The following is an 18,372-nucleotide window of genomic DNA, read 5'->3' as shown; positions in this document are numbered from 1 at the left end:
TGAGCCTGCTCGCGATGAGGCCAGCACCTGCAACATCAATGTAAACAGAAACACCGCTATCGCGAGCAGGCTCACTCCAACAGGGGAATTGTGTGAAGTCGGGGTTCGCGGTCAATGAATCTTTCTGGTCCTTTCATCAAGCGCCCGGTCGCGACCATGCTCCTGAGCCTGGCGATCATGTTGCTCGGCGGTGTGAGTTTCGGTTTGCTGCCGGTGGCGCCGTTGCCGCAAATGGACTTCCCGGTGATCGTCGTGCAGGCGAGCCTGCCCGGTGCCAGTCCGGAAGTCATGGCGTCCACCGTGGCCACGCCGCTGGAACGTTCGTTCGGCGCCATCGCCGGCGTCAACACCATGAGCAGTCGATCCAGTCAGGGATCGACCCGGGTCATTCTGCAATTTGACCTCGACCGCGACATCAATGGCGCGGCGCGGGAAGTGCAGGCAGCGATCAACGCTTCGCGCAATCTGCTGCCGAGCGGGATGCGCAGCATGCCGACCTACAAGAAGGTCAACCCGTCGCAGGCACCGATCATGGTGCTGTCGTTGACCTCGGACGTGCTGGAAAAAGGCCAGCTCTACGACTTGGCGTCGACCATTCTTTCGCAGAGCCTGTCGCAGGTTCAGGGCGTCGGTGAAGTGCAGATCGGCGGCAGCTCCTTGCCGGCGGTGCGCATCGAACTCGAACCGCAGGCACTGAACCAGTACGGCGTGGCGCTCGACGATGTACGCAAGACCATCGCCGACGCCAACGTGCGCCGGCCCAAGGGCTCGGTCGAGGACGGTCAACGGTTGTGGCAGATTCAGGCCAACGACCAACTGGAAAAAGCCAAGGATTACGAATCGCTGATCATCCATTACGCCGACGGTGCCGCGTTGCGCCTCAAGGATGTGGCCAAAGTCAGCGATGGCGTCGAAGACCGTTACAACAGCGGTTTCTTCAACGATGACGCGGCGGTGCTGCTGGTGATCAACCGCCAGGCCGGCGCCAACATCATCGAGACGGTCAACGAGATCAAGGCGCAGCTCCCCGCGTTGCAAGCGGTGCTGCCGGCCAGCGTCAAGCTGAATCTGGCGATGGACCGCTCGCCGGTGATCAAGGCGACATTGCACGAAGCCGAAATGACCTTGCTGATCGCCGTGGCACTGGTGATTCTGGTGGTGTTCCTGTTTCTCGGTAACTTCCGCGCTTCGCTGATTCCGACGTTGGCGGTGCCGGTGTCGCTGGTCGGTACCTTCGCGGTGATGTACCTGTATGGTTTTTCGCTGAACAACCTGTCGCTGATGGCGCTGATTCTTGCCACTGGCCTGGTGGTGGACGACGCCATTGTGGTGCTGGAAAACATTTCCCGGCACATCGACGAAGGCGTCAAACCGATGCAGGCCGCCTACCTCGGCGCCAAGGAAGTCGGCTTCACGCTTCTGTCGATGAACGTTTCGCTGGTCGCGGTGTTCCTGTCGATTCTGTTCATGGGCGGGATTGTCGAGAGCCTGTTCCGCGAGTTTTCCATCACCTTGGCCGCAGCCATCGTGGTATCGCTGGTGGTGTCCCTGACGCTCACACCAATGCTCTGCGCCCGCTGGCTCAAGCCGCACACCCCGGGCCAGGAAAACCGTTTGCAACGCTGGAGTCGCCAGACCAACGACTGGATGGTCGGCAAATATGCCACCAGCCTTGATTGGGTGCTTCGCCATCGACGCCTGACGCTGCTCAGCCTGATCATCACCGTTGGCGTCAATGTGGCGCTATATGTGGTGGTTCCTAAAACCTTCATGCCGCAGCAGGACACCGGGCAGTTGATCGGTTTTGTGCGTGGCGACGACGGGCTGTCGTTCAGCGTGATGCAGCCGAAAATGGAAACCTTCCGCCGCGCCGTGCTCAAGGACGAAGCGGTAGAGAGTGTCGCCGGGTTCATCGGTGGCACCAACGGCACCAACAACGCGTTCATGCTGGTACGTCTGAAGCCGATCAAGGAGCGCCAGTTGTCGGCGCAGAAAGTCATCGAACGCCTGCGCAAGGAAATGCCCAAGGTAGCCGGTGCGCAACTGATGCTGATGGCGGATCAGGACCTGCAATTCGGCGGAGGCCGGGAACAGACCACTTCGCAGTACAGCTACATCCTGCAAAGCGGTGATCTGGGTGAGTTGCGCAAGTGGTATCCAAAGGTCGTCGCGGCATTGCGAGCCTTACCGGAACTGACCGCGATTGATGCCCGCGAAGGCAAGGGCGCGCAGCAAGTGACGTTGATTGTCGACCGTGATCAGGCCAAACGCCTGGGCGTCGACATGAACATGGTCACGGCGGTGCTGAACAACGCTTACAGCCAGCGGCAGATTTCGACGATCTACGACAGCCTCAACCAGTATCAAGTGGTGATGGAGGTCAATCCGAAATACGCCCAGGACCCGGTGACGCTCAAGCAGGTGCAGGTGATCACGGCTGACGGTGCGCGGATTCCGCTGTCGACCATCGCTCACTACGAGAGCAGTCTGGAAGACGACCGGGTCAGCCACGAAGGCCAGTTTGCCTCCGAGGACATTTCCTTCGACATGGCCGAAGGCGTGACGGTGGAGCAGGGCAGCGCCGCCATCGAGCGGGCGATTGCCAAGCTCGGCTTGCCGGAGGATGTGATCGCGAAAATGGCCGGTACCGCCGACGCCTTTGCCGCCACCCAGAAGAGCCAGCCGTTCATGATCCTCGGCGCGTTGCTGGCGGTGTATCTGGTCCTCGGTGTGCTGTATGAGAGCTACATTCACCCGCTGACGATTCTGTCGACGCTGCCTTCGGCCGGGGTCGGCGCATTGCTATCGATCTATGCACTGGGCGGCGAGTTCAGCCTGATCTCGTTGCTCGGGTTGTTCCTGCTGATCGGCGTGGTGAAGAAAAACGCGATCCTGATGATCGATCTTGCACTGCAACTGGAGCGGCATCACGGCATGACGCCGCTGGAATCGATCCGCAGTGCTTGCCTGCAACGTCTGCGACCGATTCTGATGACGACGCTGGCGGCGATTCTCGGTGCCTTGCCGCTGCTGCTCAGCCGTGCCGAAGGCGCGGAAATGCGCCAGCCATTGGGCTTGACCATCATCGGCGGACTGATTTTCAGCCAGGTGCTGACGCTTTACACCACCCCGGTGGTTTACCTCTATCTCGACAAGCTGCGCCATCGCTTCAACAAATGGCGTGGCGTGCGTACTGATGCCGCTCTGGAAACTCCGCTATGACTGACCAATCGCTTATCCAACTGGCCACCGTTCGCGGCTCGCGTCTGTTGAGCCTGTCGCTGTGCGTGGCGATGCTGAGTGCCTGCGCTGTCGGCCCGGATTACCAGCGCCCGCAGACCGCAGAAATCGTTCAATACAAGGAAGCCGAAGGCTGGCGTCAAGCCAATCCGAGCGATTCGCTGGCCCGTGGCGCCTGGTGGGAACTGTATGGCGATCAGCAGCTCAACGGCCTGGTCGAGAAACTCAACAGTTCCAACCAGACGGTCGCGCAATCGGAAGCTCAATACCGGCAAGCCCAGGCGTTGGTGCGCAGCGCACGTGGGGCGTTTTATCCGAATGTCGATCTGAGTCTGGGCAAAACCCGCTCAAGTCAGGGCACCGGCAGCAGCAGTTCGAGCCTGAGCAGTTCCTCCAGCGGTATCCGCGACACTTACAACGCCGAGTTGGGTGTCAGTTGGGAAGCCGACATCTGGGGCAAGCTGCGTCGTGGACTTGAAGCCGACAAGGCCAGCGCGCAGGCGAGTTTTGCCGATCTGGCGGCGATGCGCCTGAGCCAACAGTCGGAACTGGTGCAGAACTACCTGCAATTACGGGTGATCGATCAGCAAAAGCGTCTGCTTGAGTCGACGGTGGCGGCTTACGAAAAATCGCTGAAAATGACCCAGAACCAGTACCGTGCCGGGGTTTCCGGGCGTGACGCAGTCGCTCAGGCGCAGACACAACTGAAAAGCACCCAGGCTGATCTGGTCGATCTGATCTGGCAGCGGGCGCAATTCGAGAATGCCATCGCCGTGCTGACCGGGCAGGCACCCGCAGATTTCAATATTGCGGAGACGCAGACCATTCCGAACTTGCCGCAGGTGCCGTTGAGCCTGCCGTCGCAGTTGCTCGAGCGTCGCCCGGACATTGCCTCTGCCGAGCGCTCGGTGATTGCCGCCAACGCCAACATCGGCGTGGCGAAAGCCGCGTATTACCCGGATTTGTCTCTGAGCCTGAGTGGCGGTTACAGCAGTAGCACCTCGAAAGATCTGATCAGTCTGCCGAACCGTTTCTGGTCGGTCGGGCCGAAACTGGATCTGCCGCTGTTCGACGGCGGCATACGTTCGGCGGAAGTCGACCGCACTGAGGCGGTGTATGACCAGACGGTGGCCAAATACCGGCAGACCGTGCTCGATGGTTTCCGCGAAGTGGAAAACTATCTGGTGCAGTTGAAGGTGTACGAGGATGAGGCTGCGGTGCGCCAGGAAGCCCTCGATGCCGCGCGTGACTCTTTGCGTCTGACCGAAAACCAGTACAAGGCCGGGCTGATTGCCTATATCGATGTGGTAGTGGTGCAGGCCACGGCGCTGAGCAACGAGCGGACCGTGCTGAACATTCTGCAGAGCCGATTGATTGCCAGCGTGCAATTGATTGCCGCGCTGGGCGGCGGCTGGGATGGCGATCTGGATGTAAGCGACAACAAAAAGTGAGTGCCGCAAACCTGTGGTGAGGGGATTTAGCGAAACGTCGCACCGCCCCGATGGGTTGCGGAGCAGCCCTGAAACCATCCGACCTGGTGGTTCAGGAATACTTGCGTTGCTGGATTTTGGGGCCGCTTCGCAGCCCGTCGGGGATAAATCCCCTCACCACAAGGGTTCAGTAATGGCTATGACATGCGGGCCAGAGCCTTGCAGGACGATCGAACAAGCGTTTCATCGGCTTGATGGCAAATTGCTCACTTTGTCAGTGCGTTCTTCTGCGCAATCAGTACAATCGCCGCATTTGCCCGACCGAGAATGGACACTATCGGGGTTGGGTGGTCACGAGAATTCGCATGCTCATCGGTACTTATTCCTCCACATTGGTTTTCATTTCGCTGTGCGTTGCGATCCTCGCTTCCTACACAGCGCTCGACCTCACCGGTCGTATCGCTACCGCCAAAGGGCGGGCGGTGCATTTCTGGACGGCCGGTGGCGCGTTCGCCATGGGAGTCGGCGTCTGGTCGATGCACTTTATCGGCATGCTGGCTTTCAAACTGCCGATCGACCTCGGTTATGACGTCACCCTCACAGTCCTGTCGCTGCTGATCGCGATGCTGTCCTGCGGATTCGCCTTGTGGCTGGTCAGCCAGCCGAAATTGCCCGCCCTGCAATTGGCGTTCGGCGCACTGATCATGGGTACCGGCATCAGTTCCATGCATTACATGGGCATGGCGGCAATGCGCATGACGCCCGGGATCGACTACGACCCGACGCTGTTCGGCGCGTCCTTGCTGATCGCCGTCGGTGCGTCCGCCGCCGCGTTGTGGATTGCCTTCCGCCTGCGCCAGCATTCGCCTTACGTGCGTCTGATTCGCGCTGGCGCTGCGGTGATCATGGGCATCGCGATTGTCGGCATGCATTACACCGGCATGGCAGCCGCGCAGTTTCCTGACGGCAGTTTCTGCGGCGCGACGGTTAATGGCCTGAAAGGCAATGGCCTCGACAGCCTGGTGCTGATCACCACGCTGGCGGTGTTGTCGATTGCCTTGCTGACTTCGATTCTCGACGCACGCCTCGAAGCGCGCACGGCGGATCTGGCGCACTCGCTGACGGTGGCCAACCGCGAACTGACGCAACTGGCGCTGCACGACACGCTGACCGGTCTGCCCAATCGCATGTTGCTGGACGACCGGATCAATCAGGCGATGAAAAAAGTCCATGAACAAGGTGGCTGCTTTGCGTTGATGTTCATCGATCTGGACGGCTTCAAACCGGTCAATGATGCTTTCGGCCATCACATGGGCGACCAACTGTTGCGTGAAGTCGGCGTGCGTCTGCGCGAAGACTTGCGCAGCCTCGACACGCTGGCGCGAATCGGCGGCGATGAATTTGTCTTGCTGGTGCGCCTGACCGAACCCAACGATGCGTTGGGACTGGCGGCGCGCCAAGTTGGTCTGATCGCGCAATCATTCCGTGTGGCTGAACATGATTTGCAGATCTCCGCCAGCGTTGGCATCGCCCTGTATCCGGGCAATGGCCAGAACGCCCAGGAACTGCTGATGAACGCTGACGCTGCGATGTATCACGCCAAGGGTGGCGGCAAGAACGGTTACAGCTTCTTCGACGCCTCGATGAACAACAACGCGCGCAAACAACTGCAACTGTTGCAGGACTTGCGCGCAGCGCTGGAGCACAGCCAGTTCACCCTGCATTACCAGCCCAAATTTGACGCCGCAACCGGTCATCCGGTTGGCGCCGAAGCGTTGTTGCGCTGGCAGCACCCGATCCACGGCATGCTGATGCCGGACAAGTTCATTGATCTGGCGGAGAAGTCCGGTCTGATCATCCCGATCGGTGATTGGGTGCTCAATGAAGCCTGCCGACAGATGCGTGAGTGGTACGTGCTCGGCTACACCGACTGGCGCATTGCCGTGAACCTCTCGGCGTTGCAGTTCTGCCATGCCGGGCTGGTGCGCAGTGTCGCGAAGGCATTGGCGACTCACCATTTGCCGGCCAACAGCCTGACCCTCGAAATCACCGAAACCACGGCCATGAGCGACGCCGATGCGAGCATGACCGTGTTGCAGGAGTTGTCGGACATGGGTGTCGATCTGTCGATCGATGACTTTGGCACCGGCTATTCGAGCCTGATGTACCTCAAGCGTCTGCCGGCCAATGAGCTGAAGATCGACCGCGGTTTTGTCCGCGATCTGGAGCATGACAGTGACGACGCAGCGATTGTTTCGGCGATTGTTGCGCTGGGCCAGGCCTTGGGCTTGCGGATTGTCGCCGAAGGGGTAGAGACGGGCTCGCAGCAGGATTTCCTGACGCAGTTGGGCTGTGACTCGTTGCAAGGGTATCTGCTCGGGCATCCGATGCCGGCGGACCAGTTCATGCAGGACATTACCCGGGGCGAGAAGCACGCGACAGTTTGACCGGCACAATCCCTTTCTGATGAGGAAAACTCTGTGGTGAGGGGATTTATCCCCGATGGGTTGCGCAGCAGCCCCAAACCCTGCGAATCAAATATTCCTGACAAACCGTGCCAGATGTTTTTGGGGCTGCTCTGCAACCCATCGGGGATAAATCCCCTCACCACAAGTGTTCAGCTCAGGTTTCGCTTCGCACACAGTCCATGCAAAACCCGTCAATGGCGGTTATTCTTCCACCCGATTGTTACGTGGGCATTGGGGGGAAAGGCCAGCATGGATAAAGTCATTGTGATCACCGGTGGCGGCCGCGGGATTGGCGCCGCGACGGCGTTGTTGGCTGCCGAGCAGGGCTATCGGATCTGCATCAATTACCAGTCGGACGAGCAGGCCGCGCAAAGCGTGCTGGAGCAAGTCCGTGCGCTGGGCGCTCAGGCCATTACGGTGCGCGCCGACGTCAGCATCGAAGACGAAGTGGTCGCGATGTTCCATCGGGTCGACACCGAGCTGGGCCGGGTCACCGCACTGGTGAACAACGCCGGCACCGTCGGGCACAAATCGCGAGTCGATGAAATGTCCGAATTCCGCATCCTCAAAATCATGAAAACCAATGTCCTGGCGCCGATCCTCTGCGCCAAGCACGCGATCCTGCGCATGTCGCCCAAGCACGGCGGGCAGGGTGGCAGTATTGTCAACGTGTCGTCAGTGGCTTCGCGCCTCGGCTCGCCGAATGAATACGTTGATTACGCGGCATCCAAAGGCGCGCTCGACAGCTTCACCATCGGTCTGTCCAAGGAAGTGGCGGGCGAGGGGATTCGGGTCAATGCGGTCCGTCCGGGATTCATCTACACCGATTTCCATGCTTTGAGCGGTGATCCGGATCGGGTCAGCAAGCTTGAGTCGGCGATTCCGATGGCCCGTGGCGGACGGCCGGATGAAGTGGCGGAGGCGATTGTCTGGTTGCTTTCCGACAAGGCTTCATATGCCACCGGTACCTTCGTCGATCTGGGTGGCGGGCGTTAGGCATTCGGATCAGCGTCGCTCGGGCGGGCCTCATCGCGAGCAGGCTCACTCCTACAGTTGGAATGCGTTCCCCTGTAGGAGTGAGCCTGCTCGCGATAGCATTTTGCGAAGCACAAACAATCTGTCAGAACGACCGCACAATCCGTCCCAGCGTCTCCATGGCTTTCTCCGAATCCTCGGTCCAAGGGCTGCCGTAATTCAAGCGGATGCAATTACGAAACCGCTGCGTCGGCGAAAAGATCGGTCCCGGCGCGATGCTGATGCCTTGCGCCAGTGCCATCTGAAACAACTTCAACGAATCCATCTGCGGCGGTAGTTCCAGCCACAGGAAGTAGCCGCCCGCCGGCTGACTGACCCGCGTCTGCGCCGGGAAATAACGGGCAATCGCCGCCAGCATCGCGCTCTGCTGTTCTTCCAGGGCGTAGCGCAGTTTGCGCAGATGCCGATCGTAGCCGCCGTGTTGCAGGTAATCGGCAATCGCCGCTTGTGCCGGCATTGACGCGCACAACGAAGTCATCAGTTTCAGCCGTTCGATCTTTTGCGCGTAACGTCCGGCAGCGACCCAACCGATGCGATAGCCGGGGGCGAGACTTTTGGCGAACGAGCCGCAATGCATCACCAGTCCTTCGGTGTCGAACGCCTTGGCCGGTTTTGGCGCCTGTTGGCCGTAATAGAGTTCGGCGTAGACATCGTCTTCGATCAGCGGCACCTGATGGCGGCGCAGCAGTTCGACCAGTTCCTGTTTCTTCGCCTCGGGCATGGTCGCGCCCATCGGGTTCTGGAAACTGGTCATGCACCAGCAGGCCTTGATCGGATGGCGCTCCAGCGTCTGCGCGAGCACGCCGAGATCGATGCCGTCACGCGGGTGCACGGGGATTTCCACGGCTTTGAGCTTGAGGCGCTCCAGCACTTGCAGACTGGCGTAGAACGCCGGGGCCTCAATGGCCACCAGATCACCGGGTTCGGTCACCGCTTGCAGGCACAGGTTGAGCGCTTCGAGGGCGCCGTTGGTGATTAGCAGCTCCTCCATCGGCAGCATCAACCCGCCAACCATGTAACGCAGGGCGATTTGTCGACGTAGCTGTGGATTGCCCGGCGACATGTCGGTGACGACCATGCGCGGGTCCATTTCCCGTGCGGCGCTGGCCAGTGAGCGGGACAGGCGTTGCAACGGGAATAGCGTCGGACTGGGGAATGCCGAGCCGAACGGCACGGTGCTCGGGTCTTTGATCGACTCCAGCACCGAGAACACCAATTCGCTGACGTCGACCTCGGTGGAATCGCTGACGTGGCTGCTGATCACCGGCTCCGAGAACGGGCTCGGGGCGTGGGTGTTGACGAAATAGCCGGAGCGCGGCCGGGCGCGGATCAGGCCGCGGCGTTCAAGCAGGTAATAGGCCTGGAATACTGTGGACGGGCTGACACCGTAGGTCTGGCTGGCATAGCGCACCGACGGCACGCGCTGGCCGGGGCCGAGGACTCCGGAGCGGATCAGTTCAGCGATGTCGTCGGCGAATTTTTCGTAGCGTTTCATCGGTTGCCCGGTCAGTGAGTGATTCGAGTGTATGCAATTGTGGTGAGGGGATTTAGCGAAACGTCGCACCGCCCCGATGGGCTGCGAAGCAGCCCTGAAACCATGCAGCGAGGTGTGCCAGGTATTTCTCAGCTGTAGGGTTTGGGGCTGCTTCGCAGCCATCGGGGATAAATCCCCTCGCCACAGGGTGTTGCGTTGTCAGTGAAAAACGACAGCATCTTAACGGCTCAACGATTCATCGGCGCCACAAACCTGCTTTTCGCCACGCTGTAAATCTCTGGCTCATCGCTGTCGGCAATCTTGAAACTCAAGGTCTGCGAGCTGCTGCTCGGGCGTTCCGTGGTCATCGCCACCGACACCGGCACATCGACAATCTCGCCCGGCGCCAGGCTCAGTTCGGTCTTGCCTTGCAACTGGAAGCCGTCGCCGTCCACCAGGCTCAGGTTGTAGTCCTGGCGCTGCTGGGTCTTGTTGATGACTTTGAGGGTGTAGATGTTTTCGATCTGGCCCTGACCGTTTTCACGGAACAGCCCGCGATCCTTGGTCACGTCCAGCGAGACCATCGGCCGCTCGACCAGCGCCAGCGCCAGTGCGCCGATCATCACCAGCAGCACCGCGACATAACCGATCAGCCGTGGCCTCAGCAGGTGTGTCTTGCCACCCTGCAATTCACGTTCGGAACTGTAGCGGATCAAACCGCGTGGGTAGTTCATTTTGTCCATGATCGAATCACAGGCGTCGATGCACGCCGCGCAACCGATGCATTCCATCTGCAAGCCGTCGCGGATGTCGATGCCGGTCGGGCAGACCTGCACGCACAACTGGCAATCGATGCAATCGCCAAGCCCGGCCTCGACCGGTTTTACGTCGCGCTTGCGCGGGCCACGGTTCTCGCCGCGTGCCACGTCGTAGGCAATCGCCAGAGTGTCTTTGTCGAACATCACACTCTGGAATCGGGCATACGGACACATGTGCATGCACACGGCTTCACGCAGCCAACCGGCGTTGATGTAAGTGGCGGCGGTGAAGAACAGCACCCAGAACAGACTGACGCCGCCGATTTGCAGGGTCAGCAGTTCTTCAGCGAGCGGGCGGATTGGTGTGAAGTAACCAACGAAGGTCAGGCCGGTCATCACGCTGATCGCCAGCCACAGCGTGTGCTTGGCCGCACGCCGGGCCAGTTTGTTCAGGCCCCACGGCGCCGCTTGCAGTTTGATCCGCTGGTTGCGTTCGCCCTCGGTGATTTTCTCGCACCACATGAAAATCCACGTCCACGAACTCTGCGGGCAGGTGTAGCCACACCAGACGCGCCCGGCGAACACGGTGATGGCGAACAGGCCGAACGCGGCGATGATCAGCAGCGCCGAGAGCAGAATGAAATCCTGTGGCCAGAAGGTCGCGCCGAAGATGTGGAATTTGCTTTCCGACAAATCCCACAGCACGGCCTGACGACCGCCCCAATTCAGCCACACCGTGCCGAAAAACAGCAGGAACAGAAACCCCGCGCCGCTCATGCGCAAGGTGCGGAACAGGCCGGTAAAACTGCGGGTGAAAATCTGGTTGTCGCTGGTGGCGTGTTTCGCCTTCATTGGGCGCGCCGGTACTTTTTTTATCTGGGGAGATGCTTCTACGGTTCGGACGGGGATTTGTTCGCTCATGGTCGTTCGCTCATCAGCCTCCATCAGGCCGATGCACTATGAGCGTCGATCTGTTTGCATAACAGACTCAGATATTTCAATAAAAAGCGTATCAGATGGCTTTTGGCAGAAGCCCTGCGACAAGTTGAAGCAGCCCGCAGACAAGGGCGCAAACGCCTATCGCAGGCGTTTGCGGCGGGCATTGACCGGGGTCAGTCAAATCACCGAATCACTCGAATCAGCCTTCAGGTGCTTACGACCGTCCTTGGCACCTGCGACAGTCAGAGCGTCGGCATCTGCTTCGGTGATGTAAACGCGGCGGCCTTCGATTTCCACAAAGGACATGGCTTTGTCGCTATCGGTTTTGATCTCAAGGGTGTCGCAGATACGAATTTCTTCGCCATCTTCGTCGGTGAAGAAACAGACTTTTTGCTCGGGATTGGAATCGTCGATTCGCAGAGACATGGTGGCTGTCCTTTTTTACAGGGGGTCTAAAGCGTTAGGGCACAGGCTTTGCCGATGGTTCTGCGCAACTGATTAATGGTCGGCGCTGTCCATCGTTTATTCAGCCAATAACAAGGACAACCCGATGAACGCGTGGTGGCATGAAGTGTGGGAAACGCTGCAAACGGAATTCGCTGATATCGGCGATGCCTCGCAACTGACGCGGATTACCGTGCGCCTGTTGATGGCGGCGGTACTCGGCGGAATTCTCGGCTTCGAGCGCGAGCACAAGGGCAAGGCTGCCGGGGTGCGCACGCACATGCTGGTGGCGCTGGGTGCGGCTCTGTTTGTGTTGGTGCCGCAGACTTCGGGGGCTGAGTCAGACGCTATGAGCCGTGTGTTGCAGGGGGTGATTGCCGGGATCGGATTTCTCGGCGCCGGTACTATCCTGAAAAACAAGGAAGGCGATGAAGGCCATGTCAAAGGACTGACCACGGCAGCTGGTCTGTGGATGACGGCCGCCATCGGTGTCGCGGCCGGTTTGGGCAAGGAGGCCACGGCGCTGCTCAGCACCTTTCTGGCATTGGCGATTTTCAGCGTGATGCCGCATGTCGTCAGGTTGTTCGAAAAGGACGAGCAGAAGAACGATCACCTGTAACCGATCGATCCCATGATCGGAACGATCGGTCGCGGCGACAGGTTAGACGATCACTGGCGGCATCGTCGTTGGCGGCTCTTCTTTCGGCGGTGGCGTGGTGCCCGGTGGTTCCTGCTCGGGCACCGGTTGTGGTTCGGTCTCGGGAATCGTCGGGTTGTCGATGTTCGGATCGGGCGTTTCCGCCGGGAACGGGTTGTTCATCTGTAGACCTCCGTGTGGCACATGGCGTGAGAAGTGCTTAAGTGGGTTGACCACCTCGTGGCGAATTCGATCCGCTTTTCGTGTCGGGCAATTTGCTCTGAACTTTTCCCGGTGCCGGTCGCTCCGAACCTAAGTGAGTTCATGACGGGGCCGGTGTCCTGTTGTGAATACTGATCCGGCACAAGAGCGTCCTTGGGGCGTTAAGGAGAGATGCTCAATGACTGCTGAAAAACCGTCTGACCTGAGCTACAACCCGCACATGCCACTGTCACAGGCGTTGCTGTTGCCACGCATCGTCATCGAAAACACCATGCCGACCCTCGATGGCGGACAGTTCGCCGTGAAGTCGATTGCCGGCCGCGACGTGGTGGTCACCAGCAAAGTGTTCGCCGATGGCCACGACAAACTTGCCGTGCGCATTCGCTGGCGCGAGGAAGGCGAAGAGACCTGGCAAAGCGAGGTCATGGCCGATCAGGGCAATAACGGCTGGCGAGGCCAGTTCCGCCCCGAGCATCAGGGCCGTTTCCTGTATTGCATCGAGGCGTGGATCGACCATTTCGCCAGTTTCCAGTACGAACTGGAGAAGAAGCACAACGCCGCCGTACCGGTTTCGCTTGAGCTGCAAGAAGGCCGGACGATGGTGCAACAGGCCGCCGAACGCAGCGAAGGCCAGCTCAGCGAACAGCTCGCCGCGTTGCACCACGAACTGTCCGGGCTGCTCGAAACCGAGCAGGTCGCGCTGTTCTTGCACTCGCACAGTGCGCAACTGATGGCCCAGGCTGATCACCGTGCCTATTTGAGCGTCAGCGCCGAGTTCCCCATGGATGTCGAGCGTGAACTGGCCGAGTTCGCCAGTTGGTATGAGCTGTTTCCGCGCTCGATCACCGACGATCCCAACCGTCACGGCACCTTTAACGACGTGCATTCACGGCTACCGATGATTCAGGACATGGGCTTCGACGTGCTGTACTTCACGCCGATTCATCCGATTGGTCGTGCGCACCGCAAAGGCCGCAACAATTCCCTGACCGCCGGCCAGGACGATCCCGGCAGTCCGTATGCGATCGGCAGCGAGGAGGGCGGCCACGAGGCGATCCATTCGCAACTCGGCACCCGCGAAGACTTCCGTCGACTGGTGGCCGCTGCGGCTGAGCATGGTCTGGAAATCGCCCTCGATTTCGCCATCCAGTGTTCCCAGGATCACCCATGGCTCAAGCAGCATCCGGGTTGGTTCAACTGGCGACCGGACGGCACGATCAAATACGCCGAGAACCCGCCGAAGAAATATCAGGACATCGTCAACGTCGATTTCTACGCGCCGGACGCGATCCCGAGTCTGTGGGTCGAGCTGCGCGACATCGTCGTCGGCTGGGTCGAAGAGGGCGTGAAGATCTTTCGCGTTGATAACCCGCACACCAAACCACTGCCGTTCTGGCAGTGGCTGATTGCCGATGTGCGGGCGCTGCACCCGGAAGTGATTTTCCTCGCCGAGGCGTTCACCACGCCGGCGATGATGGCGCGTCTGGGCAAGGTCGGTTACACCCAGAGCTACACCTATTTCACCTGGCGCAACACCAAGGCTGAACTGGCCACCTATTTCACCGAACTGAATGAGTCGCCGTGGCGCGAATGCTATCGGCCGAACTTTTTCGTCAACACGCCGGACATCAACCCGGCGTTCCTGCATGAGTCCGGACGCCCCGGTTTTCTCATCCGTGCGGCGTTGGCGACCATGGGCTCGGGCCTGTGGGGCATGTATTCCGGCTATGAACTGTGCGAAGCGGCGCCGGTGCCGGGCAAGGAGGAATACCTCGATTCGGAGAAGTACGAAATCCGCGTCCGCGACTTCACCGCCCCCGGCAACATCATTGCCGAGATCGCCCAGCTCAACCGCATCCGCCGGCAGAACCCGGCGCTGCACACGCACCTGGGCCTGAAAATCTACAACGCCTGGAACGACAACATTCTGTACTTCGGCAAGCGCAGTTTTGACGGCAGCAATTTCATTCTGGTGGCGGTCAGCCTCGATCCCAATAACGTGCAGGAAGCGAATTTCGAACTGCCGCTGTGGGAAATGGGCCTGCCGGACGACGCGACAACCCACGGCGAGGATTTGATGAACGGGCATCGCTGGGACTGGCATGGCAAATATCAGTTCATGCGCATTGACCCGGCGTATCAGCCGTTCGGGATCTGGCGAATCACTGCCCCTTGATGCTCTGCCCTGTTTTTTGTGGTGAGGGGATTTATCCCCGACTGTCTGCGCAGCAGCCACATAAAGCAGCTTGTTATTACTGGATAAAAGCGGGGCCGCTTCGCAGCCCATCGGGGCGGTGCGACGTTTCGCTAAATCCCCTCACCACAAAAGCCCTTTCTTCACAGGGTATTCATGTGGTCTTAGCGAATTGAACAGGAGTTTCACATGGCGAAGAAACCCAAGGCAGCCACCTTCATCAAAGACCCGCTCTGGTACAAGGATGCGGTGATCTATCAAGTTCACGTCAAATCGTTTTTCGACTCCAACAATGACGGGATCGGCGACTTTCCCGGCCTGATCGCCAAACTCGATTACATCGCCGAACTCGGCGTCAACACCATCTGGCTGTTGCCGTTCTACCCCTCGCCACGCCGCGATGACGGCTACGACATCGCCGAATACCGTGGCGTGCACAGCGATTACGGGACCATGGCCGACGCCAAGCGCTTTATCGCCGAGGCGCATAAACGCGGTTTGCGGGTGATCACCGAGCTGGTCATCAACCACACCTCCGACCAGCACCCGTGGTTTCAGCGCGCACGCAAGGCCAAACCCGGCTCGGCGGCGCGAGACTTCTACGTGTGGTCGGATGACGACCAGAAATACGACGGCACACGGATCATTTTTCTCGACACTGAAAAGTCCAACTGGACCTGGGACCCGGTCGCCGGCCAGTACTTCTGGCACCGCTTCTATTCGCACCAGCCGGACCTGAATTTCGACAACCCGCAAGTGATGAAAGCGGTGCTCTCGGTCATGCGCTACTGGCTGGACATGGGCATCGACGGTCTGCGTCTCGACGCGATTCCGTACCTGATCGAACGCGACGGCACCAACAACGAAAACCTGCCGGAGACCCACGACGTCCTCAAGCAGATTCGTGCCGAGATCGACGCCAATTATCCCGACCGCATGCTGCTGGCCGAGGCCAACCAATGGCCGGAAGACACCCAGCTGTATTTCGGCGACACCGACGCGGCGGGCTTGAATGGCGATGAATGTCACATGGCGTTCCACTTCCCGCTGATGCCGCGCATGTACATGGCGCTGGCCCAGGAAGATCGCTTCCCGATCACCGATATTTTGCGCCAGACCCCGGAAATCCCCGCCAACTGCCAGTGGGCAATCTTCCTGCGCAACCACGATGAGTTGACGCTGGAGATGGTCACCGACAAGGAGCGCGATTACCTGTGGAATTACTACGCCGCTGACCGCCGCGCGCGGATCAACCTCGGTATTCGTCGACGTCTGGCACCCTTGATGGAACGTGATCGCCGCCGCGTCGAATTGCTCAACAGCCTGCTGCTGTCGATGCCGGGCACGCCGACGTTGTATTACGGCGACGAGATCGGCATGGGCGACAATATCTACCTCGGCGACCGCGACGGCGTGCGTACGCCGATGCAGTGGTCGATTGACCGCAACGGCGGCTTCTCCCGCGCCGATCCGGCCAGCCTGGTGCTGCCGCCGATCATGGACCCGCAATACGGCTATCTGTCGGTCAACGTCGAAACCCAGGCCGGCGATCCGCATTCGCTGCTCAACTGGACCCGGCGCATGCTCGCCGTGCGCAAGCAATCCAAGGCATTTGGCCGTGGCACGCTGAAAATGCTCTCGCCGAGCAACCGCCGGATTCTGGCCTACACCCGCGAATTCACCGATGCCGATGGCAAGCACGAAATCATTCTCTGCGTGGCCAACGTCTCGCGCAGTGCGCAAGCGGCGGAGCTGGATCTGTCGGCGTACGTCGGCATGGTGCCGGTGGAGATGCTCGGCGGTAATGCCTTCCCGCCGATTGGCCAACTGAACTTTCTCCTGACCCTAGCGCCGTACGGCTTCTATTGGTTCGCCCTGGCCACCGAAAACCAGATGCCGAGCTGGCACGTCGAGCCGGCGCAGAGCCTGCCGGACTTCACCACGCTGGTGCTGAAAAAACGCATGGAAGAACTGCTCGAAACGCCGTCCCGCACCACGCTGGAGCAGGGCATTCTGCCGAGCTGGCTGCAGAACCGACGCTGGTTCGCCGGCAAGGATGCGGCCATCGACAAGGTCAATCTGGCTTATGGCGTGCGCTTCGGCGACGCCCAGCACCCGGTGCTGCTCAGCGAAATCGAAGTCACCAGCGGCGGCCAGACCAGCCGTTATCAGTTGCCGTTCGGCTTTATTTCCGAAGACCAGGTCGGCCCGGCGTTGCCACAGCAATTGGCACTGTCACGCGTGCGGCGGGTGCGTCAGGTCGGTTTGATCACTGACGCATTCAGTCTTGAAACGTTTATTCGCGCGGTCCTGCAAGGTATGCAGAACCACACGGTGCTGGAGTCGGCTGAAGGCGAGATCCGTTTCGCACCGACGGCGCATCTGGAAAAACTTAATCTCGGTGGCGAATCCGAAGTGCGTTACCTGTCGGCCGAGCAATCGAACAGTTCGGTGGTGATCGGCAACAGCCTGGTGCTTAAGCTGATCCGTAAAGTCGCTTCTGGCGTACACCCGGAACTGGAGATGAGCGCTTACCTGACCGCCGCCGGATTTGCCAATATCTCTCCGCTGCTCGGCTCGGTGATTCGCCGCGACGCGCAGGGTGAAGACAATCTGTTGATGATCGCTCAGGGTTATCTGAGCAATCAGGGCGACGCCTGGGAATGGACGCAGAACAACCTTGAGCGGGCGTTGCGCGATGAACTCGCAGATGCCATGTCCGAGCAGGAGCAGCACTACAACGCTTTGGGCGAATTGAAGGACTTTGCGGCGATGCTCGGTCAGCGTCTGGGCGAAATGCACCAAGTGCTCGCAGCGCCAACCGAGAATGCCGATTTCGCGCCGCAAGTCAGTACGGCCAAGGATGCACAGGCCACCGGCAAGGACGTCGCAGCGCAGGTCGAGCATGCGTTGAAACTGCTCAAGCAGCATCAGGGCGAACTCAACGCGGCGGATCAGAAACTGGTCAAACGCCTGCTCGACGAGAAGAAAACCATCCTTGCTCATGTGCAGGATCTGGCGAAGAAATCCGTCGGTGGTTTGCGCATCCGCGTGCATGGCGACTTGCATCTGGGCCAGGTGCTGGTGATCAAGGGCGATGCCTATCTGATCGATTTCGAGGGTGAACCGGCGCGGCCTCTGAGCGAGCGTCGTGGCAAACACAGTCCGTACAAGGATGTCAGCGGTGTGCTGCGTTCCTTCGATTACGCGGCGGCGATGACCATCAACGTGCACAACGTCGATCACAGCGCCGAGTCCGAAGGCGCACGTCAACGTGTCGCCGAACGCTATCTGCGTGAGGCGCGCGAGGCATTTGTTCAGGCATATCGCCGAGCGGCAGCTAGTCTTGATCATGCCTGGCAAGATCCTGACGGTGCCGACGCCGCGCTGGCGTTGTTCGGTCTGGAGAAGGCGGCCTATGAAGTGGCCTATGAAGCCGAAAATCGCCCGACGTGGCTGCCCGTGCCGTTGCACGGTTTGTATGGGTTATTGACAGGGCTTAAACCCTTTTCCGATCTTGGTGGAGAGTAG

The 18,372-nt window shown here is 59.8% G+C and carries 11 protein-coding genes; 7 read left to right on the top strand and 4 right to left on the bottom strand.

The genetic code is table 11. From position 1 onward, the window contains the following. Positions 1 to 114: 114 nt before the first annotated feature. From JFT86_RS21925 to JFT86_RS21910, 4 genes are all read left to right on the top strand, one after another. A complete protein-coding gene (locus JFT86_RS21925; RefSeq protein WP_201238300.1) occupies positions 115 to 3,222 on the top strand; it encodes an efflux RND transporter permease subunit in 3,108 nt (1,035 codons plus the stop codon). Next, on the top strand, positions 3,219 to 4,691 hold the full coding sequence (locus JFT86_RS21920; protein WP_201238299.1) for an efflux transporter outer membrane subunit: 1,473 nt from the start codon (positions 3,219 to 3,221) through the stop codon (positions 4,689 to 4,691). Before JFT86_RS21925 ends, JFT86_RS21920 begins: the two co-directional genes overlap by 4 nt. Positions 4,692 to 5,035: 344 nt before the next feature. Further along, the gene (locus JFT86_RS21915) at positions 5,036 to 7,117 is read left to right on the top strand and encodes an EAL domain-containing protein (protein WP_201238298.1); all 2,082 of its coding nucleotides are present in this window, start codon (positions 5,036 to 5,038) and stop codon (positions 7,115 to 7,117) included. Positions 7,118 to 7,387: 270 nt separating this feature from the next. Further along, a complete protein-coding gene (locus tag JFT86_RS21910) occupies positions 7,388 to 8,134 on the top strand; it encodes an SDR family oxidoreductase (RefSeq protein ID WP_201226074.1) in 747 nt (248 codons plus the stop codon). 124 nt (positions 8,135 to 8,258) lie between these two features. On the opposite strand, the gene mapR is transcribed toward JFT86_RS21910, so the two are convergent. The 3 genes from mapR to JFT86_RS21895 form a co-directional block, all read right to left on the bottom strand. Beyond that, entirely contained in the window at positions 8,259 to 9,668 is a 1,410-nt protein-coding gene (gene mapR, locus JFT86_RS21905; RefSeq protein WP_102355104.1) for a GntR family transcriptional regulator MpaR, read from the bottom strand. A gap of 227 nt (positions 9,669 to 9,895) precedes the next feature. Continuing rightward, positions 9,896 to 11,326 carry a cytochrome c oxidase accessory protein CcoG gene (gene ccoG, locus JFT86_RS21900; RefSeq protein WP_201238297.1) on the bottom strand — a complete coding sequence of 477 codons (1,431 nt, stop codon included), beginning with the start codon at positions 11,324 to 11,326 and terminating at the stop codon, positions 9,896 to 9,898. Positions 11,327 to 11,521: 195 nt separating this feature from the next. Continuing rightward, positions 11,522 to 11,770 carry a DUF3203 family protein gene (locus JFT86_RS21895; RefSeq protein ID WP_201238296.1) on the bottom strand — a complete coding sequence of 83 codons (249 nt, stop codon included), beginning with the start codon at positions 11,768 to 11,770 and terminating at the stop codon, positions 11,522 to 11,524. A gap of 124 nt (positions 11,771 to 11,894) precedes the next feature. Between JFT86_RS21895 and JFT86_RS21890 the strand changes: the two genes are divergently transcribed. Continuing rightward, positions 11,895 to 12,407 (top strand): MgtC/SapB family protein, encoded by a 513-nt coding sequence (locus JFT86_RS21890; protein WP_201238295.1) that lies wholly within the window; start codon positions 11,895 to 11,897, stop codon positions 12,405 to 12,407. A 42-nt stretch (positions 12,408 to 12,449) separates the two neighbouring features. On the opposite strand, the gene JFT86_RS21885 is transcribed toward JFT86_RS21890, so the two are convergent. Continuing rightward, positions 12,450 to 12,608: a hypothetical protein gene (locus JFT86_RS21885; RefSeq protein WP_201204089.1), complete on the bottom strand. Its 159-nt coding sequence runs from the start codon at positions 12,606 to 12,608 to the stop codon at positions 12,450 to 12,452. A 217-nt stretch (positions 12,609 to 12,825) separates the two neighbouring features. On the opposite strand from JFT86_RS21885, the gene JFT86_RS21880 reads away from it, so the two are divergent. Together JFT86_RS21880 and treS are read left to right on the top strand one after the other, a co-directional pair. Beyond that, entirely contained in the window at positions 12,826 to 14,823 is a 1,998-nt protein-coding gene (locus JFT86_RS21880; RefSeq protein ID WP_201238294.1) for an alpha-1,4-glucan--maltose-1-phosphate maltosyltransferase, read from the top strand. 207 nt (positions 14,824 to 15,030) lie between these two features. Continuing rightward, a complete protein-coding gene (gene treS, locus JFT86_RS21875) occupies positions 15,031 to 18,372 on the top strand; it encodes a maltose alpha-D-glucosyltransferase (RefSeq protein WP_201238293.1) in 3,342 nt (1,113 codons plus the stop codon).

This window comes from Pseudomonas sp. TH06, from assembly GCF_016651305.1.
Lineage (GTDB): Bacteria > Pseudomonadota > Gammaproteobacteria > Pseudomonadales > Pseudomonadaceae > Aquipseudomonas.
This window is presented reverse-complemented; position numbering and strand designations above follow the sequence as displayed.